This window comes from Leifsonia sp. 2TAF2 (assembly GCF_052115085.1).
In the GTDB taxonomy this organism is placed as follows: Bacteria; Actinomycetota; Actinomycetes; order Actinomycetales; family Microbacteriaceae; genus Leifsonia.
The window spans coordinates 1,000,176-1,013,287 of sequence record NZ_JBFRFY010000002.1 but is presented as its reverse complement, the minus strand read 5'-3'; the positions used below and the strand labels follow the sequence as shown (position 1 = coordinate 1,013,287).

The window sequence follows — 13,112 nt, the reverse complement described above, 5'->3', positions numbered from 1 at the left end:
CAGAGAGAGAGGCACCCACATGGCTGAGGAACCGCCGATTCGGATCGCGATCGTCGACGACCACAAGATGCTCCTCGGAGCATTGACCGAGTGGATCCGCAGCGTCGCGGACGACATCCGCATGGTCGCGGCCGTCGCCAGCTGGCCGGAACTGCTGACGCATCCCGAGTTCCCGGTCGACGTGGTCCTTCTCGACCTCGACCTGAAGGACAACATCCCGATCTCGCTCAAGCTGTCGACCCTCAAGACGACCGGTGTCGCGACCGTGCTCATGAGCACGTACTCGGAGCCTGCGGTCGTGCGCGAGGCGCTCGCGGCCGGCGCCATGGGCTACCTGGTGAAGAGCGAGGATGCGGAGATGATCGTCGAGGCGATCCGCGCCGCCCGCAAGGGTGAGTCGTTCATCTCGGCGGAGCTCGACCTGGCGCTGAACGCGGGTGAGGTCGGCGGAGCGCCGAAGCTGAGCGCCCAGGAGCGCCGCGTCATGGCGCTGTACGGCGCGGGCGAGCCCGTCAAGGCGGTGGCGTTCCAGCTCGGCATCTCGGACGAGACGGCCAAGAGCTACCTGAAGCGCATCCGCGAGAAGTACCGGGTCGCCGGCTACGACGTCGGCACGAAGGTCGCGCTGCGGAAGCGGGCGATCCAGGACGGCATCCTGCTCCAGAACGACTGAGCGGGGCTCGGCTTCCGCTTACGTCGGAGACTCGACTGCTTGCGTCGGAGGTTCGCCCTCCGTTGAGCAGAATCTCCGTCCGGACCGCGGTCCGTCGGAGATCCGGCGCCGAACCTCCGACGGAGACGGAGCGCCCTCAGTCGACGGGGACGGGCTCCGGCCGCTGCGCCTGCACCGCACCGGTGCCGACTCCTCGGCGCGCTCGCGACCGGTCGATGCCGAACGAGAGCAGGGCCAGCAGGATGCCGCCAACGGCCAGCAGCCCGCCTACGACGATCGGCGACAGGTAGCCAAGGCCTGCAGCGATGGTGAGCCCCCCGAAGAAGGCGCCTGCCGCGTTCGCGATGTTCAGCGCCGAATGGTTGAGGGCCGCGGCGATCGACTGGCTGTCGCGCGCCACATCCATCAGCCGGGTCTGGATGGTCGGTGACAGCGCCGAGCACGCGCCCGACACCACGAACACCGAGATCAGCAGTCCTGCGACGGTAGAGGCGGTCAGCCACAGCACCGCGAGCCCGACCAGCAGGATGGCGAAGAAGAGCAGCATGCTCCGGCGGACGCTGTGGTCGGCGGCCCGGCCTCCGACGATGTTCCCGACGGTCATACCGAGCCCGGCGAGGACCAGCACGAGCGGCACCGTCGACTCGGGCAGGCCGGTGATCGTGGTGACGATAGGCGCGATGTACGTGTACACAGCGAAGAAGCCGCCGAAGCCGACCGCGCCGATCATTAGAGCCAGCCACACCTGCAGCCGGGTGAAAGCTCGCAGCTCGTTGCGGACCGTCGCCCTCTTGTCGCCTGCCTGCCACGGCACGAGGAAGGCGACCGCGACGAACGTGAGCGCGAAGATCGCCGCGACCACGAGGTAGGCGATGCGCCAGCCGTCGTGCTGGCCGATCCAGGTGATGGTCGGCACACCGATCACGTTCGCGATGGTCAACCCCGACAGCACGAAGGCGACCCCGCGGCCGCGCTTGCCCGGCCCCATCAGGGAGGCGGCGACCAGGGAGGCGATGCCGAAGTAGGCGCCGTGCGGCAGCGCCGAGATGAACCGGGCGAGCAGGACCAGCTGGAACGTCGGGGCAAGTGCCGACGCGACCGTGCCGAGCGTGAACGCGACCAGCAGCCAGAGCAGCAACTTCTTGCGGGGCCAGCGCGCAGCGAAGGTCGCGATGGTCGGCGCGCCGACGACGACCCCGAGGGCATAGGCCGAGATGATCCACCCCGCCTGCGCGTTTGCGTCGGTCGGCGACGCGGCGTACACCTGCGGCAGCAGGTCATGCGCGATGTTGGGCAGCAGCCCCATCGCGACGAACTCGGTCGAGCCGATGCCGAAGCCACCGAGGGCGAGCGCCAGCAGCGCAAGACGAATGCGGGCCGACGACAACTGCGTCGGCCCGTCGATAAGCAGGGTCACCCGCCCAGCCTATATCGAATCGTTTCGACCGGCTGGCCTCCACCCCGGCTACCATGCCTCCATGGCTGCCTGGGGCGACAGGGACCCCTCGCGGGTGGACTGGATGGAACTGTTCTTCGACCTGGTCTTCGTCGCCCTGGTCGCTCAGCTCGCCCACGTGCTCCACGTGCACCCGTCGTTCGGTACCCTCGCACTCTTCGTCGCTCTGTTCGCCGCGGTGTGGTGGGCGTGGGTGAACCTCACGGTCGTGGTGGACCTGTCCCCGCACTTCAGCCGGCGGCGTCTCAGCATCGTGATGCTCGTCGCCATGCTCCCGATCGGAGCGATGGCGGTCGCTGCGCCCGAGGCGGCCGGCGACCGGGCCTGGCTCTTCGCGGCCGGAAACGGGGCACTCCGGGTCCTGCTGCTGACCCTCTGGGTGCAGTCGTCCTGGTCGGCCGGCCCGGCGGCCCGGGTCCGCGTCGTCGCGTACAACGGCGTCACCGCGGTCCTCTGGCTCGTCTCGATCGCGCTGCCGCATCCCGCCGATTTCGTGCTCTGGGCGATCGCAGTCGCACTGGAGGTGGTGCTCCTGCTGCTGACGACGAGCCGTTGGTCGACCGGAGCGTTCGAGGGCGTCAACGTGGAACACCTGGCCGAGCGGTTCGGACTGCTCGTGATCATCGTGCTCGGCGAGTCGGTCCTCAGCGTCGTGGCCGCGGTGAGCAGCACCTGGACGATCGCATCCGGCGTGGTGGGCGTGCTCGGGCTCGCCATCGCGGCCGGCCTGGCCTGGTCGTTCTTCCTGTACGGCACGGACGCCATGCGGAGCGGACTCGAGCGGTTGCTCGCGGCGGGCGACATGCGCGGCATCCGGGACACCGTCGGCTTCCTGCCGTTCCTGCTCCTCGCGGGCGTCACGGCATTGTCCGCAGCGCTTGCGGCGGCCATCGCCCATCCGGCTGTTCCGCTCGTGCCCGCGCTCTCGGTGTCGCTCGGGGGCGGCATCGCCCTGTTCTACGTGACGAACGCCGTCATCGTCCGGCGCTTCGGGGACTCCTGGCGGACGGTCCTGCGCTGGGCGATCCCGGCCGTGACGCTCCCGCTGCTGCTGATGCTCGCCGGGCTGTGGCTGCCCGCGTGGGTGTCGGTCGTGTGCGCCGTCGCGATTCTCGTCCTGGTCGTCGCGTCCTCCGAGGTGGCTTCGCGCCGGCGGTTGCGTGCCGAGCCGATCCTCCCGGAGGACAGCCCGTCTTAGCCTCGGTCAGTGGTGCCCGCGGCTGCGGCGGCCGCTGCAGCGGCGGTCTGCTCCTCGAAGAATTCGGCCACATCCACATCCCGGGTCTCCTCGGGGTGGCTGGTTCCGGCGCGCACGGCGCCGACGATCGCGACGATGACGCACCCCAGCAGCACGCCGGCCACCAGCACGGCCACGATCACGAGGAAGGGGCCGAAGGCGACGAGCAGGCCGAAGAACAGGCTGACCAGGGTGTAGACATCCACGTCAGTCGCCCTGCCCCAGCGCAGCCTCGAGCCGCTGGACCTTGCCGTCGAGCTCACCCGAGTACCCGGGCCGGATGTCGGCCTTCAGCACGAGGGAGACCCGCGTGCCGTACCGGCCGACCGCCTCGGTTGCCCTGCGGACCACGTCGAAGACCTCATCCCACTCCCCCTCGATGGTCGTGAACATCGCGTCGGTGCGGTTCGGGAGCCCCGACTCGCGCACCACGCGGACCGCCGCGGCGACCGCGTCGTGCACCGATGCGTCCGCTCCTTCGCCGCCGCTCGGCGCAACGGAGAATGCCACCAGCATGTCTTCCTCCTTCTCTCAGCGTGCGCTGCCGCCGACCGGCTCCGGATGCGCATCCGGGGCCGAGCGGAAGGGCCACGCGTGGGCGGGCACCAAGTCGCCTGCCGCCTCCTGGCGGTGGCGGCGCCGCCACAGCGCGGCGATGCTCCAGCCCAGTATCACGAAGTACATCACGTTGCGCACGGTCAGCACCGCGACCATCCCGGGTTCCGGCACGAGCAGCAGGTCGTAGAGGAACGGGTAGAACACCTGCGTGAGCGCGGCGGTGATCAGGACGAGCACGGCGGGCGTGCGGAATCCGCGCCCCTGGTAGGCCAGCCCGATCACGACCGGGGCAGCCAGCCACACCACGTACTGCGGCGAGCCGACCTTGTTGAACGCGATGAACGCCGTCACGAGCGCGAGCGTCAGCTCCGGCAGGATCCGCGTGTACGGCGTCCCGCGCCGCAGCGCCCGCACACCGATCAGCATGACCACGATCGCCGTCAGGGCGAAGAGCGGATTCATGAGCGAACCCGCGACCGCGGTCCCCTGCCCGCTCACCTGGAACGTCAGTAGCTCACGGTCGTAGTAGACCGCGGCGCCAGGCACGCCGAACGCCGCCTGCCACATCCAGATCGTGCTCACCGGCGCCTCGATCTGCAGCCCGCGGTCGGTCTGCATGGTGATGAAGCTCAGGATGTGCCACCCGGCCCCGAAGATCAGCGGCACCGCCGCGATCACGGCGGACGTCGTCACGGCGACGAGGACGATGTGCCAGCGGGAGCGCAGGGCCACTACAGCCGCGAGCAGGATGGCCGCCGGCCAGACCTTGATCCAGGTCGCGGCGGTCAGCACGACGACGGCGGCGCGCTCATGCAGCGTCAGCCAGAGCAGTCCGACGATCGCGAGCGACGCCGAGACGGCATCGAGTCTGCCGACCGCGATCGGGCCCAGGAGAAGCAGGAACCCGAGCCACCACCACGCCGCGATCAGGCGGCGCGGTTCACGACCGACGATCAGCACGGCGAAGGCTGCGGCGTTCAGCAGCAGCACCATGTTCAGCCACGCCCAGACGTAGCCGTCCGCGCCGAACAGCAGGGGCAGCATGATCGGCACGATGGCGCCGAAGGGGTACACCCAGTCGGAGTTCACGCCCATGATCTGCGTGCCCTGCGCGGCGAGCTGCGCCCACGGCTTGTAGACCAGGAAGACGTCGCCCAGGCCTTTGCCCTGATCGAGCGCGAGGCCGCTGATGATCAGGTGGACGACGAGGAAGCCGATCCACAGCGAATACGGGCTGTAGAGGATCCCCCGACGGGTCGCCTGCTCGGCACGCGGAGTCGATCCGGCGCGGATCGGAACCGCTTCCATCCCCATAGCGCCACATCCTAGGGGACGGAGCGAAACGCCTCCCTGAATCCGGTCAGGCTCCCGACCGCAGCAGGTCGCGCACCACCCCGGGCAGCTCGCCGACGATGTCGAGGGCGACGATCGGGCCACCGTCCGACGCCCGTTCGCCGGCACGCCCGTGCACCCACGCGGCGGTGGCGGCGAGCGCGGCCAGGGCGCCGTGACCGTCCTCGTCGATCTCCCGCGCGTGCGTGGCGACCAGAGCACCGAGCACCCCTCCCAGAACGTCGCCGCTGCCCGCGGTCGCCAGCCACGCCGGTCCCGCGGTCACCGAGATGTGCGGGCCTCCCGGAGCGGCCACATACGTCGTGTGGCCCTTGAGGAGCACAGTGACCCCCAGGCTGTCGGCCGCACGCACGGCCCAGGCGGCAGGGTCGGCCGCGATGTCGTCGGCCGTCACGGCGTCGGAGTCGTCGTCGGCTCCGGCCGCCAGCACGGTCGCCAGCTCCCGGAAGTGCGGCGTGACGATGACGGGCGCGGACGCCCGTCCCACCAAGTCCAGCGCACCAGCGTCGATGACGAGCGGCGTGCCGTCGCGAAGGGCGGAGCGCAGGCGCTGTGCGTCGTCGTCTGGCCGGGACGCCGCATCCATGCCAGAACCGATGAGCCAGGCCTGCACGCGGCCGGGTGCGGTGACCACCTCGGGTCTGCGCCGCACCACCTCCTCGGCCGGGCGATCGGCTCCTAGGTAGCGGATCATGCCCACACCGGTGCGGGATGCGCCCTCGACGCCCAGCACCGCGGCACCCGGATAGCGGTCGGAGCCGGTCACCACGCCCAGCACACCGCGCGAATACTTGTCGCTCGACTCCTGGGGCACCGCGATCCACGACGCCGCATCGCGCTCCTCCCAGTCCTGCCATCCTCCGGTCACCGGCCGCCTCCGCTCCTCGTCGCCGTCGGGTCCGCATCGCGGCCCACGACCCATCGAACCCCTACCGCCCTCACGATAGGTTGAGAGCATGGCGATCAGCATCCCCGGAAAGGTGATCGTGTTCGACTACGGCGAGGTCATCTCAGTGACCCCGACCGAGGACGACCGCGCCGCCCTGACCGAAATCGCGGGCGGTGACGCCCAGGTGTTCTGGCCCGCCTACTGGCGGCACCGCAACCAGCTCGACCAGGGCACGCTGAGCATCCAGGCGTACTGGCGGGGCATCGAGCGCGAACTCGGCGAGAGCTGGGGCGACGCGACCATCCACCGCCTCTGGCTCGCCGATTTCCGCAGCTGGCTCACCATCGACCACGACACACTCGACATCCTGCTCGACCTGAAGGCGGGCGGCACACGGATGGCGCTGCTCTCGAACGCCGGACGCGACTTCGGCTCCTACTTCCGGCACGGCACTCTCGGCGACCTGTTCGAGAAGGTGTTCGTCAGCGGCGAGCTCGGCACCATCAAGCCGAGCCCCGAGATCTTCGAGCACGTCATGGGCGACCTGGGCGTCACCGCCGAGCAGACGGTCTTCATCGACAACAAAGAGGAGAACGTGCGCGGAGCCGAGACACTCGGGATCTCCGGGCATGTCTTCACGAGTCCGCAGGGGCTCCGGGCATATCTGGAAGGTCTGTCGTCTTAGATAAGAGCATGCCCACTCTTTTCGATCCCCTCACCCTGCGCGGCATCACCGTCCGCAACCGCATCTGGACCTCGCCGATGTGCCAGTACTCGGTCTTCGACCAGTCCGGCATCCCGACGACCTGGCACCTGGTCCACCTGGGCAGCTTCGCCGTCGGCGGCAGCGGCATCGTGTTCAGCGAGGCCACCGCGGTGAGCCCCGAGGGCCGGATCAGCCCGCAGGACACCGGCATCTGGACCGACGAGCAGCGCGACGCATGGAAGCCGATCACGGCTTTCATCGAGGAGCAGGGAGCCGTTCCGGCCATCCAGCTCGCCCACGCCGGGCGGAAGGCGTCCACCTGGGGCCTCACGGGCGGCACCGGCACCGTTCCGGAGTCCGAGGGCGGCTGGCGCACGGTCGCGCCGTCCGCGATCGCCTTCGAGGGCTACGACCAGCCCCGCGAACTGGATGCTGCCGGGATCGACAAGATCGTCGACGACTTCCGCTCAGCTACCCGTCGCTCGCTCGAGGCCGGCTTCCGGGTGCTCGAACTCCACGCGGCTCACGGATATCTGCTGCACCAGTTCCTCTCGCCGATCGCCAATCAGCGGACCGACGAGTACGGCGGCTCGCTCGAGAACCGCGCCCGGCTGCTGCTGCGCGTGATCGCCGCCGTTCGCGAAGAGGCCCCCGAGGCGCCCCTGTTCGTCCGGTTCTCGGCCAGCGACTGGACCGAGGGCGGCTGGGACGAGCACCAGACCGCCACGGTGGCTGCCTGGGCTCAGGATGCCGGAGCCGACTTCTTCGACATCTCCAGCGGCGGCATCCAGGCCGGGATCCGAATCCCGCTCGAGCCCGGCTACCAGGTGCCGTTCGCGCACCACGTGCGCAGCACCTCCGATGTGGATGTGAGCGCCGTCGGCCTCATCACGACTCCGCAGCAGGCGGCGGAGATCGTCGAGAGCGGGCAGGCGGATGCGGTCATGCTGGCGCGCGAACTGCTCCGCGACCCGCACTTCCCCCTCCGCGCCGCCCACGAGCTCGGGGTAGAGGTCGGCTACTGGCCGCCGCAGTACGTCCGGGCTCGCTGGCGCCGCTGAGGTTTAGGCCGGTTCAGGCCGGTTCAGGCCGGCTGGGTCAAGCAGAGGTAATTGCCCTCGCTGTCCTTGAACCAGGCGGAACGGCCCATCTCGTCCTCCGCGATCCCGTTCTCGGTTTTCAGGCCGGGGAAGTCGTAGTCCTCGAACACGACTCCCCGGTCTCGCAGGTGGGCGAGCGCTGCCTCGATGTCGGGCACCAGCCAGCACATGGCGGTGTTCTGCGCGGTACCGGCGTTGCCGGTCTCGTACAGGTAGATCTTCGCGGCCGATCCGGTGCCGTAGAGCACCCCTTGGCCTTCTGTCCGCTCCGGTTCGAGCTCCAGCTTGTCGCGGTACCACGCTGTGGCCCGCTGCAGGTCGGAGGCAGGAAGGACGGAGTACGTTACGCACGACTCCAACATGATGTTTCCTCCTTCATCCGGGCGCGATGATACGCGCGGGCGACCCCGACGGGGCTACTGGAACCGGGCGTCTACGAACAGACCTGCCGCTGGGAATCCGCCCCGGAAATCCGGGGGGATCGCGCATCCCGCGCCGATATACTTGACGCCAAATGGACGACCCTCCCTCTTGTAGCCCATTCCGTCCCGTGAGCCCGCCTGCACGCGAGCGAGGTGACCGTCGTGCTCTCTGAGTGGATCATGCTGGGCGTCGGTCTGTTGCTCACCGTCGGCACCGGCCTCTTCGTCGCGAGCGAGTTCGCGCTCGTGAACCTCGACCGCGGCGATCTCGAAGCGCGGCGCGACCGTGGCGAGTCGCGACTGACGATGACGATCGCAGCGCTGAAGATCACCTCGACGCACCTCTCGAGCGCGCAGCTCGGCATCACGCTCACCACACTCCTCACCGGTTACACGATGGAGCCGGCGATCAGCTCGCTGCTCCGCGGGCCTCTCATGGCGACGGGACTGCCGGAGGGCGTGGTCACGCCGGTCGCCACCATCGTCGCGATCGCCGTCGCGACGCTGCTGTCGATGATCCTCGGCGAACTGGTGCCGAAGAACTTCGCGCTGGCGCTGCCGCTGGCGACCGCCCGTCTCGTCATCCCTTTCCAGACCGTGTTCACGACCGTGTTCCGTCCGTTCGTGGCGCTGCTGAACGGCACGGCGAACGGCTTCCTCCGGCTGCTCGGCATCGAGCCCAAGGAGGAGCTGTCCGGCGCGCGCACCGCCGACGAGCTGTCCTCGCTCGTCCGCCGCTCCGCCAGCGCCGGCGTGCTGGAGGAGGACACTGCGACGCTGCTCAGCCGCACGCTCGCATTCTCATCCCGCAACGCCTCCGACGTGATGACGCCGCGGCCGCGCATCGAGGCGGTCCAGCGCACCGACCCGGCACAGGCGGTCAGTGACCTCGCCCGGAAGACCGGGTACTCCCGCTTCCTCGTCATCGGCGACGACATCGACGACGTCCTGGGCGTGGTGCACGTCAAGCAGGCCGTCGCGGTCCCCCGGCAGCGGCGTGGGCGCGTCCCGGTCTCGGCGCTGATGACCGAGCCGCTGCGCGTCCCGGAGACGATGGGCCTCGACACGCTGCTCGGCGAGCTCCGGGCGCGCGGCTACCAGCTGGCCGTCGTGGTCGACGAGTACGGCGGCACCTCTGGCATCGCGACGCTGGAGGACCTGGTCGAGGAAATCGTCGGCGAGGTCGCCGACGAGCACGACCGCACCCGGGCCGGCGTGATTCGCGGACGCGATTCGATCACGTTCCCGGGCATCCTCCGTCCCGACGAACTGGAGGAGCGCGCGGACGTCACAGTGCCCGAGGAAGGTCCGTACGAGACCGTCGCCGGGTTCGTCATGAACGAGCTCGGACGGCTGCCGAAGGTCGGCGACGAGGTCGCGATCGACGGCGGGACCCTGCGCGTCGAACGCCTCGACGGTCGTCGTGTGGACCGCATCCGCTACACGCCGGACCCGGTCGCCGTGGCCGGTGCCGATATGAACGGCGAGGGGGCCTCCCATGAGTGACTGGGCCGGAATCGCCTGGCTGGTCGTGCTGCTGGCCGTCAACGCGTTCTTCGTCGGCGCCGAGTTCGCCGTCATCTCCGCACGCCGCTCGCAGATCGAACCGCTGGCCGAGCGCGGCAAGCGCAGCGCGAAGACCGCGCTGTTCGCGATGGAGCACGCGACACTGATGCTGGCGACGACCCAGCTCGGCATCACCGTCTGCTCGCTGCTGATCCTGAACGTCTCGGAGCCGGCCATCCACCACCTGCTGGAGGTGCCGCTCCATGCGACGGGATGGTCGGAGGAGGTCATCGGCACCATCGCGTTCATCGTGGCGCTGATCGTGGTGTCGTTCCTGCACGTGGTGTTCGGCGAGATGGTGCCGAAGAACATCTCGTTCTCGATGCCGGACAAGGCCGCGTTGCTGCTCGCGCCTCCGCTGGTCGGGATCGGCCGGGCGGTCCGGCCGATCATCGTCGCGCTGAACGCGAGTGCGAACGCCGTGCTCCGGCTGTTCCGTGTCGAACCGAAGGACGAGGCGGCGAGCACGTTCACCCTCGACGAGGTCGCGACGATCGTGTCGCAGTCCACCCGCGAGGGGCTCCTGACCGACCGAACGGGTGCGCTCACGGCCGCGTTCGAGTTCACGTCGAAGAAGGTGCGGGATGTCGCCGTCGCGCTCGACGCGCTGGTCACCCTCCCCTCCTCCCCGACGCCCGCGGACGTGGAGAAGGCTGTATCCAAGCACGGCTTCTCGCGGTACGTCGTTCCGGACGCCGACGGCGAGCCCACCGGCTACCTGCACCTGAAAGACGTGCTCGACCTGGAGGAGACCGGCTTCGAGCTGCCGGTGCCGGCCAAGCGCATCCGTCGCCTGGTCACCGTGTTCGCCGGGAGCGACCTCGAGGATGCGCTGGCAACCATGCGCCGGTCGGGCAGTCACCTGGCGCGGGTCGTCGACGGCGAGGGTGCGACGGCCGGCGTGCTGTTCCTCGAGGACATCATCGAGGAGCTCGTCGGCGAGGTGCAGGACGCGACCCGTCGCTCCTGACCGCCCGCGGGTCACTCATTGTTGCGCTGACGCGAAGAGTGAGTGTACAGTCACTCACATGGCACGAACGCTCTCCACCGCAGACGACCGTCGCGAGACGGTGCTCGACAGCGCCATCGCCGTGTTCGCGGCAAGCGGCTACCTCGGCACCCCGATCGCGGCCATCGCCTCGGATGCCGACATCTCCCCCGCGTACGTCTTCAAGCTGTTCCCGAGCAAAGAGAGCCTGTTCGTCGCCTCCCTCGACCGCTGTTTCGAGCGAATCGAGGCGGCACTTGAGGCGGGCGCGCGAGCTGCCGACGGAGGAACCCCGGCGGCGATCCTCGACGCGATGGGCGGCGCCTACGCCGAGCTCATCTCGGACCGGTCCCTGCTCATGCTCCAAGTGCATGCGCAGTCGGCGTCCGATGTCCCGGAGATCCGGGAGGCGCTCCGGCGGGGCCTCGCCCGCATCACCCGCTTCGCTACCACCCGCTCCGGCGCCGACGAGGATGCGGTCCAGCACTTCGTCGCCTACGGGCAGTTGTGTCACCTGGTCGTCACCGCCGGCCTCGAGGAGGTCCCCGAGACCTGGGCGCGCACTCTCACTCACGGCATCCGTCACCCCTGACAGCGCCAACCGCACTTTCCATCCATTCGCACATCCAAAGAGTGATTGATCAATCACTCACAACGAGAGGAACCATCATGGAACACTCCACCTCCACGCTCGCGGCCACCTCCGCGCAACCCACCGGGCAGCCGATCCCGCAGACGACGCGGAGCACGCACCGCTGGTTGGCCCTGGCCGTGCTCGCGCTGGCCCAGTTCCTGGTCGTGCTCGACGCATCCATCGTCAACATCGCGCTGCCGACCGTCGGCGCGGCACTCGGGCTGAGCACGGCGGCGCTCGCCTGGGTGGTGACCGCGTACGTCCTGCCGTTCGGCGGGCTGCTGCTGCTCGGTGGGCGCCTCGCCGACCGCTTCGGCCACCGTCGCGTGTTCCTCATCGGCGTCGCCGGGTTCGCCGCCGCTTCACTCGCTGCCGGACTTTCCGTGGACGGCACGATGCTCCTCGCGGCTCGCGCCGTTCAGGGCGCCTTCGCCGCTCTGCTCGCACCGGCCTCCCTGGCCCTGCTGACCCAGCTCTTCCCCGACAGCGCCGCGCGCGGCAAGGCGCTGGGGCTCTGGGGCGCAGTCGCCGGGATGGGGAGTGCGGCAGGCGTGCTCCTCGGCGGCGTGCTGACCGCCAGCTTCGGCTGGTCGTCCGTGTTCTTCGTCAACGTGCCGGTCGGCATCCTGGTGCTCGTCGCGATCCCGCTGCTGATCACCCGCGACCGCCGGGGAACCGCGGAGCGGATGGACGCCGCCGGCGCCGCGACCGCGACCCTCGGACTCGCCGCCGCCGTCGCCGCCCTCAGCGAGGGAGGAAGCCTCGGCTGGACGAGCCCGATCGTCCTCGGCCTCGGAGTCGCCGCCCTCGCCCTGCTCACCGCGTTCGTCCTGATCGAGCGGCGCGCGGCGCATCCCCTGCTGCCCTTCGCGTTCTTCCGCAACCGCGATGCTCTCGCCGGCAACATCGTGATGCTCCTGGTCGGCGGGTCGACCGTGGCCCTGTTCTTCGCCCTGTCGGTCTACCTGCAGGAGGTCCTGCACCTGGATGCCCTCTCCGCCGGCCTCAGCCAGTTACCCCTCGCGCTCGCCCTGGTCGGGATCGCCGGAGTCGTGCCTGCTGTCGTCTCCCGCGTCGGGCTGCGGCCGACCTTGACGGGTGCGCTCGTCGTGCTTGGGGCGGGAGTCGTCTGGTTCGCCCTGGCCGGGACCACCGGATTCGTCGCGGGCCTCGTCCTTCCTAGCATCGTGATCGGCCTGGGACTCGGCGCCACCTTCGTGACGGCGACGCAGCTCGCGGTCCGGGGCGTCGGTGAGTCGGACTCGGGTCTCGCCAGCGGCCTGGTCAACACGGCCCAGCAGATCGGCGGGGCGCTGGGCCTCGCGGTGCTGGGCGGGATCGCCTCGGCGCAGACCGCGGCGCTCCTCGCCGCTGGGAGCGGTGCGACGGCGGCGACGGCGGGCGGCTTCCTCCTGCTGTTCCTCGGCGTAGCGCTGCTCGCCGTTCTCGGTGCGGCGGTCACCGCGCTGGTGCGCTCGCGCTGACGGCGTGGAGTTCGTGACGAGGGCGGTCCCGTGCGGGGCCGCCCTC

14 protein-coding genes are annotated in these 13,112 nt (G+C 69.8%); 8 read left to right on the top strand and 6 right to left on the bottom strand.

Annotation, left to right across the window (positions count from 1 at the left end):
- The first annotated feature begins 19 nt into the window (after nucleotides 1-19).
- On the top strand, nucleotides 20-673 hold the full coding sequence (locus AB4Z18_RS16990; RefSeq protein WP_441783917.1) for a response regulator: 654 nt from the start codon (nucleotides 20-22) through the stop codon (nucleotides 671-673).
- 136 nt (nucleotides 674-809) lie between these two features.
- Here AB4Z18_RS16990 and AB4Z18_RS16985 read toward each other — a convergent pair whose 3' ends face one another.
- Nucleotides 810-2,090, bottom strand: a complete 1,281-nt coding sequence (locus AB4Z18_RS16985; RefSeq protein WP_441783916.1) for an MFS transporter — start codon at nucleotides 2,088-2,090, stop codon at nucleotides 810-812.
- Nucleotides 2,091-2,151: 61 nt separating this feature from the next.
- Between AB4Z18_RS16985 and AB4Z18_RS16980 the strand changes: the two genes are divergently transcribed.
- A complete protein-coding gene (locus AB4Z18_RS16980) occupies nucleotides 2,152-3,327 on the top strand; it encodes a low temperature requirement protein A (protein WP_441783915.1) in 1,176 nt (391 codons plus the stop codon).
- Here AB4Z18_RS16980 and AB4Z18_RS16975 read toward each other — a convergent pair.
- Genes AB4Z18_RS16975 through AB4Z18_RS16960 form a run of 4 tightly spaced genes read right to left on the bottom strand, consistent with a single transcriptional unit; the run spans nucleotide 3,324 to nucleotide 6,145 of the window.
- The gene (locus AB4Z18_RS16975) at nucleotides 3,324-3,572 is read right to left on the bottom strand and encodes a hypothetical protein (RefSeq protein WP_441783914.1); all 249 of its coding nucleotides are present in this window, start codon (nucleotides 3,570-3,572) and stop codon (nucleotides 3,324-3,326) included. The two genes, AB4Z18_RS16980 and AB4Z18_RS16975, sit on opposite strands and share 4 nt — an antisense overlap.
- 1 nt (nucleotide 3,573) lies before the next feature.
- Nucleotides 3,574-3,882: a thiamine-binding protein gene (locus AB4Z18_RS16970; RefSeq protein ID WP_441783913.1), complete on the bottom strand. Its 309-nt coding sequence runs from the start codon at nucleotides 3,880-3,882 to the stop codon at nucleotides 3,574-3,576.
- Between the two features lie 15 nt (nucleotides 3,883-3,897).
- Nucleotides 3,898-5,232, bottom strand: coding sequence for a hypothetical protein (locus AB4Z18_RS16965; RefSeq protein ID WP_441783912.1), 1,335 nt, complete (start codon nucleotides 5,230-5,232; stop codon nucleotides 3,898-3,900).
- Nucleotides 5,233-5,284: 52 nt separating this feature from the next.
- Nucleotides 5,285-6,145: an ADP-dependent NAD(P)H-hydrate dehydratase gene (locus AB4Z18_RS16960; RefSeq protein ID WP_441783911.1), complete on the bottom strand. Its 861-nt coding sequence runs from the start codon at nucleotides 6,143-6,145 to the stop codon at nucleotides 5,285-5,287.
- A gap of 88 nt (nucleotides 6,146-6,233) precedes the next feature.
- Here AB4Z18_RS16960 and AB4Z18_RS16955 point away from each other — a divergent pair, with 88 nt between their 5' ends.
- Together AB4Z18_RS16955 and AB4Z18_RS16950 are read left to right on the top strand one after the other, a co-directional pair.
- The gene (locus AB4Z18_RS16955; protein WP_441783910.1) at nucleotides 6,234-6,851 is read left to right on the top strand and encodes an HAD family hydrolase; all 618 of its coding nucleotides are present in this window, start codon (nucleotides 6,234-6,236) and stop codon (nucleotides 6,849-6,851) included.
- Nucleotides 6,852-6,859: 8 nt separating this feature from the next.
- Nucleotides 6,860-7,933: an NADH:flavin oxidoreductase/NADH oxidase gene (locus AB4Z18_RS16950; protein WP_441783909.1), complete on the top strand. Its 1,074-nt coding sequence runs from the start codon at nucleotides 6,860-6,862 to the stop codon at nucleotides 7,931-7,933.
- 23 nt (nucleotides 7,934-7,956) lie between these two features.
- On the opposite strand, the gene AB4Z18_RS16945 is transcribed toward AB4Z18_RS16950, so the two are convergent.
- Complete coding sequence (locus tag AB4Z18_RS16945) at nucleotides 7,957-8,334, bottom strand: VOC family protein (protein ID WP_441783908.1); 378 nt, start codon at nucleotides 8,332-8,334, stop codon at nucleotides 7,957-7,959.
- Nucleotides 8,335-8,547: 213 nt separating this feature from the next.
- On the opposite strand from AB4Z18_RS16945, the gene AB4Z18_RS16940 reads away from it, so the two are divergent.
- The 4 genes from AB4Z18_RS16940 to AB4Z18_RS16925 all read left to right on the top strand — a co-directional run bounded on the left by AB4Z18_RS16940 (nucleotide 8,548) and on the right by AB4Z18_RS16925 (nucleotide 13,066).
- Nucleotides 8,548-9,900, top strand: a complete 1,353-nt coding sequence (locus AB4Z18_RS16940; protein ID WP_441783907.1) for a hemolysin family protein — start codon at nucleotides 8,548-8,550, stop codon at nucleotides 9,898-9,900.
- On the top strand, nucleotides 9,893-10,930 hold the full coding sequence (locus AB4Z18_RS16935; RefSeq protein ID WP_441783906.1) for a hemolysin family protein: 1,038 nt from the start codon (nucleotides 9,893-9,895) through the stop codon (nucleotides 10,928-10,930). Before AB4Z18_RS16940 ends, AB4Z18_RS16935 begins: the two co-directional genes overlap by 8 nt.
- A 58-nt stretch (nucleotides 10,931-10,988) precedes the next feature.
- Nucleotides 10,989-11,540: a TetR/AcrR family transcriptional regulator gene (locus AB4Z18_RS16930; protein ID WP_441783905.1), complete on the top strand. Its 552-nt coding sequence runs from the start codon at nucleotides 10,989-10,991 to the stop codon at nucleotides 11,538-11,540.
- A gap of 77 nt (nucleotides 11,541-11,617) precedes the next feature.
- On the top strand, nucleotides 11,618-13,066 hold the full coding sequence (locus tag AB4Z18_RS16925) for a DHA2 family efflux MFS transporter permease subunit (RefSeq protein WP_441783904.1): 1,449 nt from the start codon (nucleotides 11,618-11,620) through the stop codon (nucleotides 13,064-13,066).
- The last annotated feature ends 46 nt before the right edge of the window (nucleotides 13,067-13,112 follow it).

What these genes read in the sequence shown, in the direction of transcription:
- AB4Z18_RS16990 (WP_441783917.1), top strand. Translation starts at nt 20, where the DNA reads ATGGCTGAGGAACCGCCGATTCGGATCGCGATCGTCGACGACCACAAG.
- AB4Z18_RS16980 (WP_441783915.1), top strand. Translation starts at nt 2,152, where the DNA reads ATGGCTGCCTGGGGCGACAGGGACCCCTCGCGGGTGGACTGGATGGAA.
- AB4Z18_RS16970 (WP_441783913.1), bottom strand. Translation starts at nt 3,882, where the DNA reads ATGCTGGTGGCATTCTCCGTTGCGCCGAGCGGCGGCGAAGGAGCGGAC.
- AB4Z18_RS16965 (WP_441783912.1), bottom strand. Translation starts at nt 5,232, where the DNA reads ATGGAAGCGGTTCCGATCCGCGCCGGATCGACTCCGCGTGCCGAGCAG.
- AB4Z18_RS16955 (WP_441783910.1), top strand. Translation starts at nt 6,234, where the DNA reads ATGGCGATCAGCATCCCCGGAAAGGTGATCGTGTTCGACTACGGCGAG.
- AB4Z18_RS16950 (WP_441783909.1), top strand. Translation starts at nt 6,860, where the DNA reads ATGCCCACTCTTTTCGATCCCCTCACCCTGCGCGGCATCACCGTCCGC.
- AB4Z18_RS16945 (WP_441783908.1), bottom strand. Translation starts at nt 8,334, where the DNA reads ATGTTGGAGTCGTGCGTAACGTACTCCGTCCTTCCTGCCTCCGACCTG.
- AB4Z18_RS16935 (WP_441783906.1), top strand. Translation starts at nt 9,893, where the DNA reads ATGAGTGACTGGGCCGGAATCGCCTGGCTGGTCGTGCTGCTGGCCGTC.
- AB4Z18_RS16930 (WP_441783905.1), top strand. Translation starts at nt 10,989, where the DNA reads ATGGCACGAACGCTCTCCACCGCAGACGACCGTCGCGAGACGGTGCTC.
- AB4Z18_RS16925 (WP_441783904.1), top strand. Translation starts at nt 11,618, where the DNA reads ATGGAACACTCCACCTCCACGCTCGCGGCCACCTCCGCGCAACCCACC.